19 protein-coding genes and 2 pseudogenes are annotated in these 17,648 nt (G+C 70.0%); 11 read left to right on the top strand and 10 right to left on the bottom strand.

The genetic code is table 11. The features are described 5' to 3' along the window. Positions 1-7: 7 nt before the first annotated feature. Entirely contained in the window at positions 8-2,296 is a 2,289-nt protein-coding gene (locus ACFYQQ_RS29205; protein ID WP_355791285.1) for a lantibiotic dehydratase, read from the top strand. A 22-nt stretch (positions 2,297-2,318) separates the two neighbouring features. Here the strand turns inward: ACFYQQ_RS29205 and ACFYQQ_RS29200 are convergent, their stop codons facing one another. Together ACFYQQ_RS29200 and ACFYQQ_RS29195 are read right to left on the bottom strand one after the other, a co-directional pair. Continuing rightward, a complete protein-coding gene (locus ACFYQQ_RS29200; protein WP_355791288.1) occupies positions 2,319-2,747 on the bottom strand; it encodes a nucleoside deaminase in 429 nt (142 codons plus the stop codon). Beyond that, the gene (locus ACFYQQ_RS29195) at positions 2,744-3,619 is read right to left on the bottom strand and encodes a TIGR03619 family F420-dependent LLM class oxidoreductase (RefSeq protein ID WP_356168934.1); all 876 of its coding nucleotides are present in this window, start codon (positions 3,617-3,619) and stop codon (positions 2,744-2,746) included. The genes ACFYQQ_RS29200 and ACFYQQ_RS29195 overlap by 4 nt, the downstream gene beginning before the upstream one ends. 95 nt (positions 3,620-3,714) lie before the next feature. Here ACFYQQ_RS29195 and ACFYQQ_RS29190 point away from each other — a divergent pair, with 95 nt between their 5' ends. From ACFYQQ_RS29190 to ACFYQQ_RS29180, 3 genes and pseudogenes are all read left to right on the top strand, one after another. Then, positions 3,715-4,185: an Lrp/AsnC family transcriptional regulator gene (locus ACFYQQ_RS29190; RefSeq protein WP_388905623.1), complete on the top strand. Its 471-nt coding sequence runs from the start codon at positions 3,715-3,717 to the stop codon at positions 4,183-4,185. A 168-nt stretch (positions 4,186-4,353) separates the two neighbouring features. Beyond that, positions 4,354-4,528, top strand: a pseudogene (locus tag ACFYQQ_RS29185) (nuclear transport factor 2 family protein); the annotation flags it as partial. 825 nt (positions 4,529-5,353) lie between these two features. Next, positions 5,354-5,692 (top strand): MerR family transcriptional regulator, encoded by a 339-nt coding sequence (locus tag ACFYQQ_RS29180; protein WP_355793719.1) that lies wholly within the window; start codon positions 5,354-5,356, stop codon positions 5,690-5,692. 711 nt (positions 5,693-6,403) lie between these two features. Here the strand turns inward: ACFYQQ_RS29180 and ACFYQQ_RS29175 are convergent. Further along, the gene (locus ACFYQQ_RS29175; RefSeq protein WP_388905620.1) at positions 6,404-6,703 is read right to left on the bottom strand and encodes a hypothetical protein; all 300 of its coding nucleotides are present in this window, start codon (positions 6,701-6,703) and stop codon (positions 6,404-6,406) included. Between the two features lie 87 nt (positions 6,704-6,790). Between ACFYQQ_RS29175 and ACFYQQ_RS29170 the strand changes: the two genes are divergently transcribed. After that, a complete protein-coding gene (locus tag ACFYQQ_RS29170) occupies positions 6,791-7,642 on the top strand; it encodes an aldo/keto reductase (protein WP_355785839.1) in 852 nt (283 codons plus the stop codon). A 243-nt stretch (positions 7,643-7,885) separates the two neighbouring features. After that, positions 7,886-8,254 carry an ANTAR domain-containing protein gene (locus ACFYQQ_RS29165; protein WP_355785836.1) on the top strand — a complete coding sequence of 123 codons (369 nt, stop codon included), beginning with the start codon at positions 7,886-7,888 and terminating at the stop codon, positions 8,252-8,254. A 15-nt stretch (positions 8,255-8,269) separates the two neighbouring features. On the opposite strand, the gene ACFYQQ_RS29160 is transcribed toward ACFYQQ_RS29165, so the two are convergent. Further along, the gene (locus tag ACFYQQ_RS29160) at positions 8,270-8,635 is read right to left on the bottom strand and encodes an STAS domain-containing protein (protein WP_355785834.1); all 366 of its coding nucleotides are present in this window, start codon (positions 8,633-8,635) and stop codon (positions 8,270-8,272) included. A gap of 232 nt (positions 8,636-8,867) precedes the next feature. Here ACFYQQ_RS29160 and ACFYQQ_RS29155 point away from each other — a divergent pair, with 232 nt between their 5' ends. Beyond that, on the top strand, positions 8,868-9,272 hold the full coding sequence (locus tag ACFYQQ_RS29155; protein WP_355785845.1) for an ATP-binding protein: 405 nt from the start codon (positions 8,868-8,870) through the stop codon (positions 9,270-9,272). 169 nt (positions 9,273-9,441) lie between these two features. Here the strand turns inward: ACFYQQ_RS29155 and ACFYQQ_RS29150 are convergent, their stop codons facing one another. Next, positions 9,442-9,879, bottom strand: coding sequence for an ATP-binding protein (locus tag ACFYQQ_RS29150; RefSeq protein ID WP_355785831.1), 438 nt, complete (start codon positions 9,877-9,879; stop codon positions 9,442-9,444). A 235-nt stretch (positions 9,880-10,114) separates the two neighbouring features. Between ACFYQQ_RS29150 and ACFYQQ_RS29145 the strand changes: the two genes are divergently transcribed. After that, complete coding sequence (locus ACFYQQ_RS29145; RefSeq protein ID WP_355785828.1) at positions 10,115-10,462, top strand: STAS domain-containing protein; 348 nt, start codon at positions 10,115-10,117, stop codon at positions 10,460-10,462. Positions 10,463-10,648: 186 nt separating this feature from the next. On the opposite strand, the gene ACFYQQ_RS29140 is transcribed toward ACFYQQ_RS29145, so the two are convergent. Beyond that, complete coding sequence (locus tag ACFYQQ_RS29140) at positions 10,649-11,317, bottom strand: nucleotidyl transferase AbiEii/AbiGii toxin family protein (RefSeq protein ID WP_356240221.1); 669 nt, start codon at positions 11,315-11,317, stop codon at positions 10,649-10,651. Positions 11,318-11,322: 5 nt separating this feature from the next. Continuing rightward, a complete protein-coding gene (locus tag ACFYQQ_RS29135; RefSeq protein WP_355786942.1) occupies positions 11,323-11,700 on the bottom strand; it encodes a hypothetical protein in 378 nt (125 codons plus the stop codon). A gap of 519 nt (positions 11,701-12,219) precedes the next feature. On the opposite strand from ACFYQQ_RS29135, the gene ACFYQQ_RS29130 reads away from it, so the two are divergent. Then, positions 12,220-12,939 (top strand): DUF6082 family protein, encoded by a 720-nt coding sequence (locus ACFYQQ_RS29130; RefSeq protein WP_355786939.1) that lies wholly within the window; start codon positions 12,220-12,222, stop codon positions 12,937-12,939. 32 nt (positions 12,940-12,971) lie between these two features. Next, positions 12,972-13,415: pseudogene (locus ACFYQQ_RS29125) on the top strand (transposase family protein); the annotation flags it as partial. A gap of 196 nt (positions 13,416-13,611) precedes the next feature. Here the strand turns inward: ACFYQQ_RS29125 and ACFYQQ_RS29120 are convergent. Continuing rightward, a complete protein-coding gene (locus ACFYQQ_RS29120) occupies positions 13,612-14,166 on the bottom strand; it encodes a GNAT family N-acetyltransferase (RefSeq protein ID WP_355786936.1) in 555 nt (184 codons plus the stop codon). Between the two features lie 411 nt (positions 14,167-14,577). Between ACFYQQ_RS29120 and ACFYQQ_RS29115 the strand changes: the two genes are divergently transcribed. Further along, positions 14,578-15,066 (top strand): GNAT family N-acetyltransferase, encoded by a 489-nt coding sequence (locus ACFYQQ_RS29115; protein ID WP_355786933.1) that lies wholly within the window; start codon positions 14,578-14,580, stop codon positions 15,064-15,066. Between the two features lie 164 nt (positions 15,067-15,230). Here ACFYQQ_RS29115 and ACFYQQ_RS29110 read toward each other — a convergent pair whose 3' ends face one another. Both ACFYQQ_RS29110 and ACFYQQ_RS29105 read right to left on the bottom strand, forming a co-directional pair. Then, positions 15,231-16,427 carry an FAD-dependent oxidoreductase gene (locus ACFYQQ_RS29110; RefSeq protein WP_356240218.1) on the bottom strand — a complete coding sequence of 399 codons (1,197 nt, stop codon included), beginning with the start codon at positions 16,425-16,427 and terminating at the stop codon, positions 15,231-15,233. Positions 16,428-16,541: 114 nt separating this feature from the next. Next, positions 16,542-17,549, bottom strand: coding sequence for a sigma-70 family RNA polymerase sigma factor (locus ACFYQQ_RS29105; RefSeq protein ID WP_356240215.1), 1,008 nt, complete (start codon positions 17,547-17,549; stop codon positions 16,542-16,544). Positions 17,550-17,648 lie beyond the last annotated feature (99 nt).

Raw genomic sequence — 17,648 nt, 5'->3', positions numbered from 1 at the left:
CCGTGCCATGACCGAAGACTTCGTGCCGTCCCTCGGCCGCTGGCGGCTGTGGGAGCAGTTCGCCCTGCGGGGGCCGGGCTTCCCCGCCGACGGGGTCCTGCGCCTGGCACCGGCCGGCCTGGCGCAGGCGGCCGACAAGTTCACCCCCGACGACCCGCTGGAAGGCCCCCGCTGGGCGGACTTCGCCCGCCTCTTCGCGGACGCCGCCGTGGAGAGCGCGCACACCTTGCAGGACATCGCCCGCATGCCCGCCTTCCGGGAGGCGGTGGCCTGGCAGAACCGGCCGGTCCTCACCTCCGGCATCGCCCCGTTCCTGCGCTGGACACCGGGCGTGGACAGCCGCAGCAGCATGCCGCGCCAGCGCGAGGAACTGGTCGCGCACTACTGGCAGCGGTTCTGCGTCAAGAACGACACCATCGGCTTCTTCGGCCCCGTCGGCTGGGGCCGCTGGGACGCCGCGACACCCGGCGCCGCCGTCGACACAGGCCGCGGACTCATCGCCGACTCCACCGTCTACTGGGCCAGTTGGGGCATCGACGCACTGGCGAAGACGCTGGACACCGACCCCGCTCTGCGGGAATGGATCGCACCCCGGCGCGTGCCGTTCATCGCACTGGACGGGGACCGCGTCCGGGTACCCGGACGCCGCCCGGTGACCGTGTCCGCCGACACGGCGGCCGTCCTGGCCCGCTGCGACGGCGTCCGCCCGGCCCGGCGCATCGCCGCCGAACTCCCCGACACCGACGTGCCCGCCGTCCTGGCCGACCTGGTAACCCGCCGCTGGGTGGCCTGGCGGCTGGAAGTGCCCGCGGGCACCCACCCCGACCGGGCCCTGCGAGCCTGGCTCGAATCCGTCGGCGCACCGCAGCCGCGCGACCGCGCACTGGCCGCACTCGACCGGCTGGAGCGCGGCCGCGCCGAAGTGGCCGCGGCCCGTGACGTGGAAGCACTGGTCCAAGCCATGACGGAACTGGAGCGGGACTTCACCGCCCTGACCGACACAGCCGCCGTACGCGAGAAGTCCGCGTCGACGGCCCCCTGCCGGGCGCTGGTCTACTCCGACACCCGCCGCTCCGCCACCGCCCGCCTCGGCCCCGCCGTGCTGGACGCACTGCACCCGCTGCGGCTGCTCATGGACAGCGCCACCTGGCTCACCACACAGCTCGCGGCGACGGTGACGGCCAAGACGCACCGCGTGTACGACCGGCTCGCCGCCCAGGGCGAGGTCGACCTGGCGACCTTCTGGTTCGAGTGCCTGCCGGTCCTGCACGGCGCCGCCCGCACCACCGCCACCGAACTCCAGCGGGAGTTCGCCGCACGCTGGCAGCGCATCCTGGCCGCCCCCGAGGGCACCCGCCGGGTGACCCTGGCATCGGCGGACATCGAGGCACAGGTACGGGAGGCGTTCAAGAGCACCGGCGGCGCCTGGACGGCAGCCCGCTACCTCAGCCCGGACGTGATGATCGCCGCCGACGGAGCGCAGGCGGTGGCCCGCGGCGACTTCACCCTCGTCCTGGGCGAACTGCACCTCGCCGCCAACACACTGGGCGCCTCCCTGTTCACCCACCAGCACCCGGACGCAGCCGAACTGCTCCGCCTCACCGACCGCGACCACCCCGGCCCGCGCCTCATGCCCCTGATCCCCAAGGAGCACCGCTCACGCCTGTCCGTCCGGGTCCGTCACACGCTCGTACGCCCCGAGGACCACCAGGTCGCCCTCGCCGACTTCACGGCCGACCCCGCCCGCCCCCGGGCCGTCCGCAGCGCCGACGCCACCGTCGAGGAACACGACGGCCGGCTCCTCGTCCGCCTCCCGGACGGCTCCGCCTTCCCGGCCATCGACGTCTTCTCCCACGTCCTGACCACACTGGCGATGGACCTCTTCCAACTCCTGCCGCATGCCGGCCACACCCCCCGAGTGACCCTCGACCGCATGGTGGTCGCCCGGGAGACCTGGCGGCTGCCCGCCACCGACACGGCATTCGCCGACGACAAGGACGAGGCCCGACGCTTCGTCCGCGCCCGCCACTGGCACACCCGACTCGGCCTGCCGCGCCACGTCTTCGTCGTCCTGCCCACCGAACCGCGGCCCTTCTACGTCGACTTCGACAGCCCCGTCTACGTCACCATCCTCGCCAAGGCGCTGCGCCGCCTGTCCCGCAAGGACCCGCAGGGCACCTTCACCATCACCGAGATGCTGCCCACCCCGGAACAGACCTGGCTCACCGACGACGAAGGCCGCCGGTACACCTCGGAGCTGCGGTTCGTGGCCTTCGACACGGAACCCAGCCCCTGAACTCCCCTCCCGGGCCCGGCAGTCAGCGGTAGTAGGGCTCGACCACGGCCCGTACCTCGTCGAGCAGTGCGGGGCCCTCCTGCGGCACGGGCGGCCGGCTGCTGCCCGGCCTGATGTCCAGGAGCTGTTCGCTGGACAGGGCGAACACCACGCGCCGCAGCCCCGCCCATCGGATGACGGCCTCACACATCCCGCACGGCTGGCAGCTGGTGTACATCGTGGTGCCCGCCGCCGTCCGCGCGTCGAGCTCTCGTGCGGCCCACCTCGCCAGTTTGAGTTCCGGGTGCGCGGTGACGTCGTCGTCGGTGAGGGTGGTGTTGTACTCCTCGGCCAGGATCGTCCCGTCCGGTCCCGCCAGCAGCGATCCGAAGGGCGGGTTGCCGCTCGCGCGTGCCCTGGCCGCGAGCGAGATGGCCCGGCGCAGGAGGGTGTGGTCGTCGGGTGGGGTCATGACTGCTCCCTCGTGGTGCCGGATGGAGTGCCGGGCTCGTGGAGGTGTGCGGCCACGGTGGCCAGCGCCTGCCAGGCCGCCCGCGGGTGACACGTCGCGCGGGGATCGCCCGGGTAGGTGTCGAGGACGACGAACCGGGCGCCCAGCAGCCGCAGTTGGTCGAGATCGTCCATGATCTGGCCGAGGGTGCCCTCACCGGCGAGCCGCTCTTCGGCGTCGACGGGTTCCTCGGTGAGTCGCAGGGCGATGCGGGGAGCCAGCGCCGGCACGGGCAGGCGCTGCTCGTCCGCGTACGTCTCCAGCCTGCCCGCGGCTTCGCGCAGCCACGGCATGGTGGGGTGCAGCGGATGCCATGCGTCCGCGAGCCGTACGGCCCGGCGCAGCCCCGCGTCGCTGTTTCCGCCGACCCACACCGGGATGTGGCGCTCTCCGTAGGACGCGGTGTCCTTCCAGGCGGCCCGGATGTCCCGCAGGTGGTCGTCGGTCAGCTGTCCGCGCCGTGCGAACGGGATGCCGAGGGCGGCGAACTCCTGTTGTGCCCAGCCCACTCCGACACCGAGGACCAGCCGGCCGCCGCTCAGCTCATTCAGATTGGCCGCCATGCGGGCGGTGAGCAGAGGATGCCGGTAGGGAGCGATGAGGACCGTCGTGCCGAGCTGGACACGGGTGGTGAGGCCGGCCAGCCAGGACAAGGTGGTGAAGGGCTCGTAGAAGGGTGCCGGGTAGCGCTCGGCGACGTCCGGCGTGATGGCTACGTGGTCCGAGACCATCATCAGGTCGAAACCCAGGCCCTCCACGGTCTGGGCCCAGCTGCGCAGCATGCCGGGGTCGGTGCCCGGGCCGAAGTTGGGGACGTTCACTCCGATCTTCACAAGGCCCAACCCTAGGCAGGACGTAGGGGCCGCCAGAAGGGATTCCCGCCTGTTCAGAGGCAGTTCAGCCGTGGATCCGCCGGTAAAATGGGCGGATGACCGAGAGTCTCGACGCGACGGACTGGGCGATCCTGACGGAAGTCCAACGGGACGGCAGGATCCCGTTCACCGAGCTGGCACGGCGGGTGAACCTGAGCGCGTCGGCGACCAAGGAGCGAGTGCGCCGGCTCGAGGAGGCCGAGGTGATCACGGGGTACCGCGCGGAGGTGGACCTCCAGCGGACCGGTTACCCGGTGATGGCGGTGGTCCGGCTCAAGTACCCGGGGCCGGGAACCCGGCACGAGCCGCTGCGCCGGCTGCTAGGGGAGCGCCCGGAGATCCTGGAGTGCCTGCGCACCACCGGAGACGACTGCTACGTCATGAAAGTGGCGGCCACATCGACGGCCCACCTGGAGGAGATCGTCGACGAGCTGGCCGAGTTTGGAAGCACCACCACCAACCTCGTCCTCAGCCGAACACTCCCGCTGCGCGGCCCCGGGGGACCTCGGGGGACCAACGTCAGGTAGACGCGGATACCACTCCACCGCCGGACCCCGGCCTGGCGCCCGGCAGCGGCAACGATTCCAAGAGCCCCAGAGACCGCCGACGCCAGTCACTGGCCGAGCCGCGCGCCCTGCGGACAGCGACGTCGGGTGGCCGTCGGCATGATCCACCGCCGGAATCACGGCGCCGGCATGACGATGCCCTCCACCACGGGCTTGCCGGCGCCAGCCCTCACCGGCAGAGACGCGATATACGCGGCCAAGGATCGGTACCTGGGCGACCAAAGGCGCGGGCGCAGCTTCGTTCGACCTGCTCGCCCCCTTCTTCGCGCCAGACGTCGAACCGCATCAGGCCCAAGCTCTGCCCTGACGAGGCACCCGGCGCAGGTGCCGGGCCTGGCGCAGTTCTTCCCTGGTGACGGCCACCGGCCCGCACAGCGCGGGTCGGCGCTGTGCCGGTCTGTCTCACCGGCCGGGGTCCCGCCAACGTCGATCAGCCGATTTGACATCAAGTACTGACGGACGTCCGCGACCAGGGCGACCTGCGCACCGGCTGGCCGAACGGACTCACCTCACCTTCGAGGGCGCGAAAATCTATCTCAGCCAGAGTAGACATTCAGTTCTGGTGTGGTTATGGTTCCTCTTGTAGTCGAGATCAAGTGAGCCCGACAGAGATGAACTGGCGGGCAGTTGTACGCAGTTTGCAGTTTGCAGGGCGGTGCGGTGGTGGAGTACCGGAGCCAGAGCAGTTGCAGGACGGTGACGGGACTGACGACCGGACCGGGTGGCCCGCAGTGATCAGGGGCCGCCATGAGCAGCAATGCAGTACCAGTTCTGTGCAGTTCGCAGTACCAGCAGCGCAGTAGTCAGTGGTTCCCCGGTAAAGGCGTCGGCTGCAGGCGCGCGTACCGGGGAGTGGCCAGTAGTGCACCAAGAGGGAAGAACGGAGGAGCCGAGCGCCATCAGGATCGCCCGGAAAGAAGTCTGGAACCCGGGTACCGCAGGACATCGATAGTGAGGTGGTCTCCGGTCGAGCAACCGCGATCCCCGCGCCCCGACGACGTTCAAGGTCGGGTCTGCGGTAACACAGGGCCGGCGCAGTATCAGGGCCGGTTGATGGTGTAGTAGCCCCTTCGGGGCCCTGGTGCCACGCGGCACCAGGGCCCCTCCATGCGTTCCACAGAGAGGTGCGATGACAGCAGACGACTCCTTCAGCCGTCTCGACGACGACGACTACCCCGCCTACACCATGGGCCGGGCCGCCGAGATACTCGGCACCACCCAGGGCTTCCTCCGTGCCATCGGCGAAGCCCGCCTCATCACCCCACTCCGCTCCGCGGGCGGTCACCGCCGCTACTCCCGCTACCAGCTGCGCATCGCCGCCCGCGCCCGGGAACTCGTGGACCAGGGCATGCCCATCGAGGCCGCCTGCCGGATCGTCATCCTCGAAGACCAGCTCGAGGAAGCCCAGCGCCTGAACGCCGCATACCGCCGCGCCGCCGACTCCGCGAAATCGGTGACAGCGGCATGAGATGAGCGTGTCTGTCAGCGTCGGCGGGAACCGCGAGCACGCCCTCGCTGTGCGGTGGTTTTACGTCCTGCGCTGACAGGGTGTGCAACGGGTGCGCGTCCTGTCCGGCGCGTGCCAGGCCCCGCAGACGACCTTGAGCGTGCTGCGCCTGCCCCAGGCAGGCGCGGACGGCGGAACCGTCCGGCCCAGCCGGCGCCGGGTCCCTGGCCTCTCACCTGCCGGTCGGCCAGAACTGCAGGAGATAGCGCTCCACACCGGACCCGGTTCCTTCGCCTTCCGGCAGAGCGGTTGCCGCGGCCCGGCCGGTACAGCTGACCCGCACCTGCCACGAGCCGCCCGAGTCCGCCAGTGTGATGACGTCGTCCGCCCGGCCCGTGCATCGACCACACCGCGACCTGACCGCTCGTCGACTCCAAGTCCACTTCGGCCTGCTCATCCCAACGGGCCGGATTCTGCGGCGCCGGCGCCGCGTCCCACACCACTACTTCCACCGTCGCGGTATGCGCGTGATCGCCGCCCCCGATGTCCAAGCGCCCCGTACGGGTGCCGACGAAGCCATCACGGTGGAAGTCGTCAGGGAACGGAACAGCTAGCTCCGCGTCATCGGACTCCTGCAGTCCGAACGCGTGAAACCCCACAAACGCGCTCACGCTCTGCTGCCGCACCAGATGCGCCACGCTCTCCCTCTTTCAGCCGCAGTGGACCACCTCGTCAGGACCGTGACCGTGACCGCAGCGGCCGACGCTGCCCGCCTCCCGCCCGAACGCCGGCACCGAAATCCTCTGATGGCGTCGTGGTCGGGGCGGCGGGTTCGGCGGTGCAGACGCCGGTGCGCCGGCCGGGTGTGCCGTCCAGTCGCGTGGACTGGGAGGTGAGCGTGGTGGCGCCGACGCGCGGGTGATGGAAGGTGGGTATATCCCGCTCCTGCTGCCCGACGTCCTGGACGGCACCGTGACTGTGACCCCCGGGCCGCGTCGTCGACCAGAGCTTCCCCCTCGACCAGAGCCCCAACGCCTACCGGGCCATGGCCGACCACCAGGTCATCGAGTCCCTCATCCGCCCGTGACCACCCCCTCCCACCGGTAAGGACACCCGCTCATGGAGACCGTCACCCTCAACAACGGCGCCCGGATGCCACTTCTCGGCTTCGGCGTCTACCAGATCCCCGCCCAGGACACCGAGCGGGCCGTCACCGACGCCCTGGCCGCCGGCTACCGCCTGCTGGACACCGCCGCCGCCTACGGCAACGAGGAAGCCGTGGGCCGCGCCATCACCTCCAGCGGCATCCCGCGCGAGGAACTGTTCGTCACCACCAAACTGTGGGTCCAGGACGCCCCCGCCCAGGACAACACCCGCCGCGCTTTCGAGACCTCCCTCAACAAGCTGGGCCTGGACCACCTCGACCTGTACCTGATGCACCAGCCCTACGGCGACGTCTACGGCCAGTGGCGTGCCATGGAGGCACTGCACCGCGAGGGCCTCGCGAAGGCGATCGGCGTCGCCAACTTCTACCCCGACCGGCTGATCGACCTGATCGTCAACAACGAGATCACCCCGGCCGTCAACCAGATCGAGACCCACCCCTTCTTCCAGCGCACCTCCTACCAGGACCTCATGCGCGAACACGGGGTGCAGATCCAGTCCTGGGGAGGCTTCGCCGAGGGCAGGAACGACCTGTTCACCAATCCCCTGCTCGCGGGAATCGGCAAGGAGCACGGCAAGTCCGTCGCCCAGGTCGTACTGCGCTGGCTCACCCAGCGCGGCGTCGTCGCCATCCCCAAGTCCGTGCGCGCCGAGCGCATGGCCGAGAACATCGACGTCTTCGACTTCCGGCTGACCGACGAGCAGATGGCCCGGGTCGCCGGCCTCGACACTGGTGCATCGCTGTTCTTCGACCACCACGACCCCCAGATGGTCACCAGGCTTGGAGGGCACCGCCTCGACAGCTGAACACCGAAAGCGCCCTCACCGCCCCTACGCCAACAGGAAGTGGACACGCGGGGCCGCCCGCCGGGCGTTGCCCTGTTCACGGCTCACCCGGAGAGAGCCCGCCGTGACCACATGGCTGCGGCGCAGCAGGCTGCCCGGACGGTGACCACTTCGCGCTTTGGAATGTTCCCCCTGCTCGGGGGTGTCGGGCCTGCCGAAGGGCAGGCGTTACAGGAGACCCTGCCCTGGATGTGGAGACCCGTGATGACGACCTCGCGCGAACAGTGGGCGCGCACCGACGGCACGTTCGAGACGGCGATCACTCGCCTGGAATCACGGAACGCGCAGCTCCAGCAAGCCGTCGACTCTCATGCCGTGGTCGACCAGGCCATCGGTGTCCTCATCGCGGTGTACGGGCTCGAACCGGCTGCCGGGTTCGAGGTGCTGCGCGAGGTCTCCCAGCGCACCAACACCAAACTGCACGCCATCGCCGCGACGCTGATCGGCTGGGCCCTGGGCGATCCGCTGCCCGCACAGGTGCGGCAGGAGCTGGAGTCCGCCGCGCAGGTACGCGCACGCTGCCAGGACGTCCAGGATCAGAACGTGTCGTCCGGACAGCGGCCGAGGAGCTGAGAGGGCCTGGGCGGCTCAGCCGGTCAGGGCCTGCTCGAGAGTGGGGTGGCAGTCGATGACGTGGTCGAGGCCGACGATCTGAAGGACGCGCAGCACGGAGTCCTGCGCGGCGGCGATACGCAGCCACCCCTGGGAGCCGGCCGCCTGCTGATGGGCGGTGACCAGGACGTTGATGCCGCTGGAGTCCATGAAGGTCACGCCGCTGAGGTCCACGACGGTCCGAACCGGCGGGTGGCCGTCGCCGGCGAGCAGAGCCTGACCGGCTACGTCCTGCACGTCGTGGTCGAGTTCACCGCGCAGGGCCACGATCCGGATGCCGTCCCTCTCGGAGCAGGTGGCGGAGAGCCTTTTGGGCTGGTCCGCTCTCGGGGTGGTGGTCACGGGCTCCTCGAAACGCTCATCGCCCGGCCCGGGCCGGGACAGGCGGGAACGATTGTGCCCCATCCCGGCCCCGGAGTGCAGCGAGGTGTCCGAGCCCGGCAGGGCCGGTGCGGCGTGGGTGGCGTATGCATGAGTACGGCGGGTACCGGTGCGTACGTGACCGGGGAATGAGAACGACGACTGCGCGAGCCGCAGGGGCGGAGCCGCCTCTGTGACGCCCGAAAAATACCTGATGGATGCCGCCTACGCCCTGGACGGGCGCGACGGCTGCATTGCCCAAGCCCGCCACCACGCGGCCGTCTTCTTCGACCAGGCCCGCGGTGAACACCACCTCCGGGCGCCGGCCCGCGTGGTGGAGCTGACCCAGCTGGTGGTCAGTGAGCTGGTCACCAACGCCCGTAAATACGCCCCCGGCCCCGTGATGCTGGAACTGCGCATCACCGCGGCGGCCGTGTACGTCGTGGTGTGGGACAGCGACCCGACGGTTCCCGCCCCCCAGGCCGCGGATCCCGACCGGATCGGCCAGCACGGTCTGGAGATCGTCAAAGCAGTCACCACCAGTCTCAGCATCGAAGCGGAGCCGGCCGGCAAGCGCATCACAGCCCGTCTCGCCCTGTCCGGCACCTCTGGGGACTGACCAGCTCGCGAAACACCTGCCCGCCGGGCGGGCCGAAAGGACCGGCGGGCCGAGGCGGCACAGCCGCTTCAGGGCGGTTTTCGGCCCGATGGGACCTGATCCCTCGTGGCGGCCAGGGCCGAGGCCGGCGCCTTCGGTGAAAGCGGGCGGGTTGAGGAAAGCGGGCCGGTCAGGGATGGCCGAGAGCAAGGACGGCGGTGGTGCGTTTACCGCCGGGCACCGGCTGGACGTCGTAGCGTTCGCACACGGCCACGACGATCTCCAGTCCGTGCTGCCCTATACGGCTGGGGTCGGGTCCGTGGACGGTGGGGACGGCGGGCACGCTGTCCCAGACGGTGATCTCCAGGCTGTCCGGGTGGCGGCGCAGGTCCAGGCGCAGGGGGCCGGGAGCGTGCCGGCAGACGTTGGTGACCAGCTCGCTGATGACCAGCTGCGCCATCTGGACGGTCCGGTCGGTGAGCGGGGTCTTGTAGTGGGTGTGCGCATGGTGGAGGTAGGCGGTGGCGAAGCGGCGGGCGGCGCCGATGCAGGAGGTGTCTCCGTCGTAGGCGGCGCATGCGGGCGGCACCGGGGGCGCGGGCGCCGCGCTGCCTGCCGTCTGGTCCATTCGCCCTCACCTCGCGTCGAGTGCGTCACATGCCCGGTCCGCTCGAGTACCCCGGCGAGTGCTGCTTATTTTCCGCGCCGCCCCTGGCTGCCACGGCAGGAAGGGGGCCCGTAGTGCTGTGTAAGTGGATCGTGAGATTAACAGGGCAGTGGTTGACAGAGCACCGCGCGTTCCGTTTGCGTGGGCGCAGACGGCGCACCCGCGCTGCCGTCACCGGACAGGGGAGGAACACGCAATGGGAGCCTCCCATCTGGCCATCTCCCGTCACGCCACCGGTGAGGGGGTCTGCGTGCTGCAGCTGGCCGGGGAGATCGACTTCACGACCGCCGGCGCTCTGCGCGAGGCGTTCGCCGACCGCGACGGCATCCCCGGCCACCGGACGGTGGTCGACTTCAGCGAGGTCACCTTCATGGACTCCAGCGGAGTCAACGCGCTGGTCGGCGCGAACCGCGCCGCGGCGCTGGGCGGCGGCTGGATCCGGCTGGCCGCGGTCCCCGCGGAGGTCCACGAGGTCCTGCACATCGTCGGCCTGGACGACGTCCTCCTCCTCTACCCCACCCTCACCCTCGCTCTGGCCGCCTGAGACACCCGAAAGAACCGAGAACCGCACGCCGCTCCACGGCCGGGGCGTGTTCAGGCGAGCGGTCCGGTGCTGCACCGGCAGGAAGGCACCGCCGATGACGAGGCGGACGCCGGGTGACGCGAGGGTGCGGCCGCAAGAGCCTCACGCCGACGGGGCTACGCGAGCCGGCCTGCGCCGGACTGGCGGTCAATCGTTCTCGGGACGGTCGGCTTCCTCAAGGAGTCGGGCTGCGAGGTCGTCGGCCCATTCCACGGCCCAGGCCCGCAGCGCCCCGATGGCCAAGTCATCGAGGCCGTAAGCGGCGAAAGCCTCGTCGTCCGTCCACTCGGCGCCCGCGAGGTTGGCCTGCAGGTCTTCCTGCTCGAAGCGCCCACGCGCATGCCGACGGCCGAATTCTTCGAGATCGACGTTGTTCCATCGGCGCGAGGCCGCGAACACATCGATGAGGTCCCGGGGTGCGCCACGGTCGGCCAACGCCCGCACCTTCGTCCCGATGACGTCCTCCTCTGCGAGAACGGGCCCGTACGCGGTGTGAGCGATAGGACCCCAGAAGATCTCCTTGAGGATGTCCACCTCGCATTCCTGCCCCGTTGCCGGATCTGACACGGTGAAGCGGGCGGACAGCGGAGCCGTTTCCAACGACCGCACCCGCCATCCCCGTTCCTGCAGACCCTCGTGGACCGCCGTGGCGATATCAGCCATGGGAGCCGGATTCTCCGTGGCGACATCCAGATCCTGACTGGGCCGGCTCACGAGCCGGTGCGCCCTCACCGCATATCCGCCGGTGAGAACCAGCGGATAGGGGGAGCCCAGTGCGATCACGTCAGCCAGCAGCCGTGCATGAAGCTCCGGCATGTCTCTCACGCGGCCGCCCTGCCCCGGGCAGCCAGCTCGGGGAAGGCGTCTTCCCATACAGAGCGAACTGTGCGGCCCACCAGACAACGCAGGGTCGGCCACAGCTGGAGAAGAAGATCCTCGTTCAGGTATTCGGGAAGATCATCTCGTAGGCCCTCATGCAGGACCGTGCGGTATAGCCCCATACGCTGGCGTGGGTTCGCCAGGTCATAGGACGTCATGCCTGACCACGCCACGTGTACAGGCAGCTCCACCACACCCTGGACGGGCCCTTGCAGATCCCTCAAAGCCGAGGGAAGGCGCCGCCGGAACTTCTCCCGGTAGAGCACAAGATCCTCCGCCAGGTCCGACTCGGGCGAAGAAGTGTGTCGACTGACTGCCATCCCCTCATTATGGCCGCTGCGACGACGCCGTGAGCTACTGGCTCAACGACTGCCAAGCAGGGACGAACACCTCGGCCCCGATGGGAAGTGGCTGTCCCGGTCACGGGTGCCTGGCGGTCGCATGCCGGCACGACGGTCAGGACGATCCCGCGGGCGAAAACCTGCACCCATGGTGGCCTTGGCGTTCAAGGCCGCAGACGGACAGGGCTGGCGGTGGATGCGCGGGCCCCGGGCGCAATGACCGCTTGCAGGTGGTTGGGGGATTGCCGTAGCGGCCGGTGGCGGGGGAGCGGAGACGAGCGCGAGGGGGCGGTGTGCCGCAGCGCCCGAGCGGCAGCTCGGCAAGAGGCGCTCGCCTGGTCGGCGAAGGTGATCTGGTGCAGGCGGGCGCTGGCGAGCATGACGGCTGCGCATAGGCTGCCCCATGGTTCGGCCTAGCCACTGGGGCAGGCTCGCCTGGGGGTGATTTACCTGATAGCTCGTCAACGGTCTGCGGCGGGAGCATCAGTGGCTCGCCGGGTGGGCAGGGCTCTGGGGCTGGTCGCAGTTGCGGCGGCCGTGCTGGCGGCGCTGTTGTTGTCGCCTTTCGTGCTGCAGGACGTCGCCGGTTCCAAGGGCGTGGACTGGAACAGGCTGAGTCAGATCGGCGCCGCGTACGGCTTCACGTCGGCGATCGTCTCGGCGCTCGCGCTGGCCGGTGTTGCCGGTTCGCTGACTGTTCAGAACCGGCAGGCCAGGGCGGAGCAGGTCCAGGGGATTCGCGGCTACTACCTTGAACTGGTTCGCCTGGAACTTGAGGACATGGCGCTTTACCAGCCTGTCTGGGGCGATACGGACATCGCCGATCCCCATGAGCGGAAGCGGCATGTCTATGCCGACCTCATGATGAACTACGCGTGGATGGGTTACGAGATCGGGACCATTCGCGAGCCCCTCCTGCGGGACATGCTGTCCGGCATGTTCACCGGAGAGGCCGGCCGGCACTACTGGAGCAGGGCCCGCACCTCATGGACCGCCAGTTCGTCAGGAAGCCGTATCGGTCGTCGCTTCCTGGCCATCGTGGGCGAGGAGCACGCTCGCGCTGTTGCTGCCGGACCGCCGACGCGCTCGGCCCTCCCCCCGAGTCCGCCCGACGTGCCTGCCGCAGGAGCGCCGCCCGTATGGCGGACGGCGGCCGGCGCCCTGATCGGCCTGGGTACCGGCTTGGCACTCGGATCGCTGTTGCGCAGTCGGCGCTGAGGGCCGCTGGGCCCGAGTTGGATGATCACGGCGTGACTGGTGTGATCACGGCGTCGGAGCCGTCTTGGATAGGCCCGTTCTCCGGGCTGAGCCCGCGCTGCTTCGGGAAGTTGATGACCGCGCTGCGGCGTGAGGGGGCCGACGCGGTTGGCCGGGGACGGCCCTGGAGCCTGCCTCTGGAGGACCGAGTGCTGCTGGTCGCGGCCTACTGGCGCCCGAACTTGACGATGCGCCAGCTGGCCCTGCTGTTCGGCATCTCGAATTCTGCGGCAGACCGGATGATCGACCACCTCGGCCCGCTGATGTCTCTGCGGCGGCGGAGCCGGTTCTCCAAGGACTCTGTCCTGATCGTGGATGGCACCCTGGTTCCCACCCGTGACCACGAGGTAGCCGAGCAGTCCAAGAACTAATCGGTACTCCACCACCACCAGGTCGTGATCGACGCCGACAGTGGACTCGTTGTCGTGGTCGGCCGCATCGCACGCCTCCACAATCTCGCTCTCACGGGATAACGGCTGGTCCTCAGCCTTGCTGAGGCTGGTCGAGCCCAGGGCGGGAACACCAGCCGAGGCGTTCCCGTGGCCCGCTGGACGGGATCTTGAACGAGTCCTTCCCGGAGGCATGAATCGCCGTGGATCCTGCGGCTGCCGTCACCTCTCGAACGGGCGCTCCTCAGGTATCGACACGTGCGCGTGCTTCGGTCTGCCCGGACTGATTTTGTACGGGCTTTTCCAGGAGCGTGAACGACTTGGGCGGGCCGCCCGGCTGCGGCTTGCCTTCCTTGTGGCCCGCCACTTGATAGCCGGCGTTGCGGTAGTACGCGTTCAGGCGTTCGTTGGTGGCGAGGCAGTCGAGGCGGACCAACAGCCGACCCGCTTCGGCCACGCGGCGCTCCGCGACGCGCAGAAGCTCCCGGCCTGTGCCGGGCGGAACGCTTCCGCGGTCCACCATCAGCCGGTGTACGTAGCCGGCCGTGGGCGGTTGCGTTCCCCAGGCATCCTCGTCCTCCCACCAGAGTTCCCAGGCCCCGACCACGCGGTCAGCTGCTTCCGCGAGCCATATCTCCCCCTTGAGCAGGGTCCTGCGGAAGTGGTCTTCTCCCAGCTCACCGGGCCGCCATTGATCAGTGACTCCTCGGTCGAGCATCCAGCGAGCAGCGTCGTCACGCAGACGCACCAGAGCGGCGAGATCAGCGTCATGAGCCAGACGGAAGCGTAGATCGTTCACTGCGCGATCTTCACACAGGCATCCCACGGCACCGGCAGGCTCCAGGCGGTCGAACCGGGATTGGTGACTTCCCTTGCAGCCGGCACCGGAGCAGGCACAAGTGACCCACAGGACCTGACATCGTCCGTCGGCGCAAGCAGGGATTGGCGACATGGTGGCGGCCCTCTCCAGCAAGCCGTGCGCCTCCGCACCCAGGCGTGCCAGCCCACCTGACCGCACACGGCTGCTGCGTTGCGGCGTGCGTCGGAGAGCTGACGGCTGCTGACGCCGCCGGCCGGGGAAGAGCCACGGGCCCTTATCGGGAGGCGAATGGCGGGGCGCCCCACGTAGTCTCGCCGGCGTGGTGCCTGGATCAGGCGACCACTGCTGCCACCAGACCGAGCCGGTCCCGGCCCAGGATGGATACACGTCATGGATCTTCGTCGCTCCGCCCCCGCTGACGCCGCTTCGGTGGCCCGGTGGCCGACCTCCGAGGCGGAAGTCGTCATGTGGTGCGGAGGCGGCGAGTTCCCCGTGCGTGAGCAGACGGTTTCTGCGTGGCGGACGGACGAAGACGTACGGGCCTACGTGCTCGTCGAAGACGGCAGGCTCCTCGCCTACGGGGAACTGTGGCTCGATGCCGAGGAGAACGAGGTGGAGCTGGCCCGGCTCATCGTGGAACCCGCACGACGCGGTGAAGGTCTGGGGCGCCACCTCGTACGGGGCCTGCTGGCGGGAGCGATCGAAGCGGGCTTCGACGACGTGTACGTGCGTGTGCACCCGGACAACGACAGGGCCCTCCGGTGCTATCTGGGTGCCGGGTTCGTGCCGGTGGATCCAGCACTCGCCAAGGACTGGAACGCCGCCCAGCCCGTCGACTACACCTGGCTGCGCCACGCTCCGGCGGACGCGGACAGCTGAACGCGCGCCGGGCAGCGCGCCGCCGTCCGCGACCGCGCCCGCTACTTCGGTGTCCTGTGGCCAGGTGCCATGACCGAGGCAGCTGTGCGACGACGCGGCGGCCGGCCGGCACGGGTGCCACGCGGGAGTCCGTGACATCCGTGCCGTGCCGGATGACGCGTGCGTCAGGACGCCACCCGTTCCGTCTCCTTCGACGGGAGGCCGGCGGCCACCACGCGCCGGCGCCGTACCGGCATGCCCAGCGTCGGATGGCTGGTGCCCCAGGCGGCGCCCTTGCAGACCACCTCCTTGTACCGGGCCGCCAAGCGGCCGGTCAGGGCGCGGTCCACCGCCTGGTCGTCGGCGGTGACGAACTGGATCAGACCCTGCCTGCGGCCCAGGGAGATGCACTGGTTGAAATAGCTCAGTGACACGCTCGGCAGCTTGCCGCCGGTGAGGCGCGCGGCGATGGCGTCGGCGGCCTGCCAGGCCATGGGGACGCCCGAAGCGCACGACATGCGCAAGGGTTTGTCACCGGCGCCGATCGCCTGAGCGGCGTCACCGATCGCGTACACGTCCGGGTGGGAGAGCGAGCGCATCGTCCGGTCGACCATGATGCGGCCGTCGTCGGCGAGTTCGAGACCGGTCGCCGCCGCCATCGGATGGGCGGCGAAGCCCGCGGTCCACACCGTGACGGCAGCGCAGAGAGTCCGGCCGTCCTCGGTCGTGACCCGGTTCGCCTCCACGGCGGTCACCGCGGTGTTCTCCAGTACGCGGATCCCGAGCCCGTCGACGACCTTGCGCAGGTGGGCGCGGCCCTTGGGGGAGAGCCAGTCGCCCAGCTCCGCGCGCGTGGCCAGTGTGGTGCCAAGGTCCGGGCGGGCCTCGGCCACCTCGGTAGCGAACTCCAGGCCGGTCAGACCGCCGCCCACGACGAGGAGTTCCTCACCCGGGGCCAGGCGGGCCAGGCGCTCGCGCAGTTCGAGCGCGCCGGTGCGGCCGGCGATCTGGTGCGCATGCTCGGCGACACCGGGGACGCCGTGGTCGGCGCCGCGGCTGCCGATGGCGTAGACGAGGGTGTCGTAGGGCATCTCCGCCGTGCCCTGTGCCCCTTCGACGGTCACCGTCTTGCGGTCCACGTCGATGGAGGTGGCCCGTGCGACCTTCAGCTCCACGCCCGTGCCGGCGAACATCTCGCGCAGCGGACGCTCCTTGAGGTCCTGGCCCGTGGCCAGCTGGTGCATCCGGACCCGCTCCACGAAGTCCGGTTCGGCGTTGACGAGGGTGATGGTGACGTCTTCACGGCGCAGCCGCTTGGCGAGTCGGCCCGCCGCGGTCGTCCCGGCGTAGCCGCCCCCGAGGACGATGATCCGGTGCTGCATCTCTTGGCTCCTGTCTGCGCGGTTCCCGCACCCCCTGGCGCGGTCACGCCCCTTGAACCGGACAGCCCGCCGATTCCTGACAGGAGCAAGACGTGACGTGCGTCACACGAGGGGTTACAGGGCTGCGGTCAGCACGGGAGAGCCGAAGCCGCCGGCCGCCCAGCGCTGCGTCGCGCGCTGCAGCTTGTCCGGGTTGACCTGGCTGCGGATCGCGACGATGCCCTCCGGCGTCCGCTCCAGGCACATGATGCCGAAGACGCGCCCGTCGACCACCGCGACGAGCGCGGGCCCGCCGTTGGCGCGGATTGCGTACAGGTCGGGGGAACCGCCGACCAGGTCCCGCTTGGCCTTGGCCGGCTTGAACATCCCGCGCAGGAACTTCGCCACCGCGCGTGCGCCCTCCCAGGCACTGGCCCGGGCCGGTACCTTCCCGCCGCCGTCTCCGACCGCGACGGCGTCCGAGGTGAGCAGTTCGATCAGGGGCTCGATCCTGCCGCTGGTCGCAGCGGCGAGGAACTCCTCCACGATCCGGCGCGCGGCCGACGCGTCGATACCGGCCCCCTCCTCGCCGGGGACGGCGCTGGAAGCGCCCTCACCCACAGGTCCGCCCAGAGGCCCCCGCGCCCTGCCCTGCGCCACGTGCTTCTTGGCGCGATGGTAGGTCTGCTGGCTCACGTCCACGCTGAGATCGAGGATCTCGGCGATCTCGCGGTGGGAGTACGCGAACGCCTCCCTCAGGACGTACACCGCGCGCTCCCTGGGCGAGAGCCGCTCCAGCAGGACCATTACGGCGTACGACACCGACTCCCGCTGCTCGGCCGTCTCCTCCGGGCCCAGCATGGGGTCGCCTTCGAGCAACGGCTCCGGCAGCCATTGACCGACGTAGGTCTCACGGCGGGCGCGGGCCGATGTGAGCTGGTTGAGACAGAGGTTGGTGAGCACCTTGGTCAGCCAGGCCTGGGGGACGTCGATGCGCGCGGTATCGGCGGCCTGCCATCGCAGATAGCTCTCCTGGACGACGTCCTGCGCCTCACTCGCCGAGCCGAGCATGCGGTAGGCGATGGCTTCGAGGCGCGGCCTCGCCGCCTCGAACTGGTCGATGTCGCTGAAGGGCAGGGCCATTCCAGGATCCTACGCAGACGGCTCCTTCGACCATCAGATGGCCGTAAGCGCCCGGCAGTTCGCCGCGGCCGCCGTACACGCGGGACCCGCACCTGCCCG

It is taken from the genome of Streptomyces sp. NPDC005496, from assembly GCF_042872045.1.
In the GTDB taxonomy this organism is placed as follows: domain Bacteria; phylum Actinomycetota; class Actinomycetes; order Streptomycetales; family Streptomycetaceae; genus Streptomyces.
Note: the sequence above shows the minus strand (reverse complement) of the source record. Positions and strands in the feature narration are given on the sequence as shown.

What these genes read in the sequence shown, in the direction of transcription:
- ACFYQQ_RS29135 (WP_355786942.1), bottom strand. Translation starts at nt 11,700, where the DNA reads ATGGCAGTCAGTCGACACACTTCTTCGCCCGAGTCGGACCTGGCGGAG.
- ACFYQQ_RS29190 (WP_388905623.1), top strand. Translation starts at nt 3,715, where the DNA reads ATGACCGAGAGTCTCGACGCGACGGACTGGGCGATCCTGACGGAAGTC.
- ACFYQQ_RS29105 (WP_356240215.1), bottom strand. Translation starts at nt 17,549, where the DNA reads ATGGCCCTGCCCTTCAGCGACATCGACCAGTTCGAGGCGGCGAGGCCG.
- ACFYQQ_RS29155 (WP_355785845.1), top strand. Translation starts at nt 8,868, where the DNA reads ATGGATGCCGCCTACGCCCTGGACGGGCGCGACGGCTGCATTGCCCAA.
- ACFYQQ_RS29140 (WP_356240221.1), bottom strand. Translation starts at nt 11,317, where the DNA reads ATGCCGGAGCTTCATGCACGGCTGCTGGCTGACGTGATCGCACTGGGC.
- ACFYQQ_RS29150 (WP_355785831.1), bottom strand. Translation starts at nt 9,879, where the DNA reads ATGGACCAGACGGCAGGCAGCGCGGCGCCCGCGCCCCCGGTGCCGCCC.
- ACFYQQ_RS29110 (WP_356240218.1), bottom strand. Translation starts at nt 16,427, where the DNA reads ATGCAGCACCGGATCATCGTCCTCGGGGGCGGCTACGCCGGGACGACC.
- ACFYQQ_RS29115 (WP_355786933.1), top strand. Translation starts at nt 14,578, where the DNA reads ATGGATCTTCGTCGCTCCGCCCCCGCTGACGCCGCTTCGGTGGCCCGG.
- ACFYQQ_RS29145 (WP_355785828.1), top strand. Translation starts at nt 10,115, where the DNA reads ATGGGAGCCTCCCATCTGGCCATCTCCCGTCACGCCACCGGTGAGGGG.
- ACFYQQ_RS29170 (WP_355785839.1), top strand. Translation starts at nt 6,791, where the DNA reads ATGGAGACCGTCACCCTCAACAACGGCGCCCGGATGCCACTTCTCGGC.
- ACFYQQ_RS29165 (WP_355785836.1), top strand. Translation starts at nt 7,886, where the DNA reads ATGACGACCTCGCGCGAACAGTGGGCGCGCACCGACGGCACGTTCGAG.
- ACFYQQ_RS29205 (WP_355791285.1), top strand. Translation starts at nt 8, where the DNA reads ATGACCGAAGACTTCGTGCCGTCCCTCGGCCGCTGGCGGCTGTGGGAG.
- ACFYQQ_RS29200 (WP_355791288.1), bottom strand. Translation starts at nt 2,747, where the DNA reads ATGACCCCACCCGACGACCACACCCTCCTGCGCCGGGCCATCTCGCTC.
- ACFYQQ_RS29180 (WP_355793719.1), top strand. Translation starts at nt 5,354, where the DNA reads ATGACAGCAGACGACTCCTTCAGCCGTCTCGACGACGACGACTACCCC.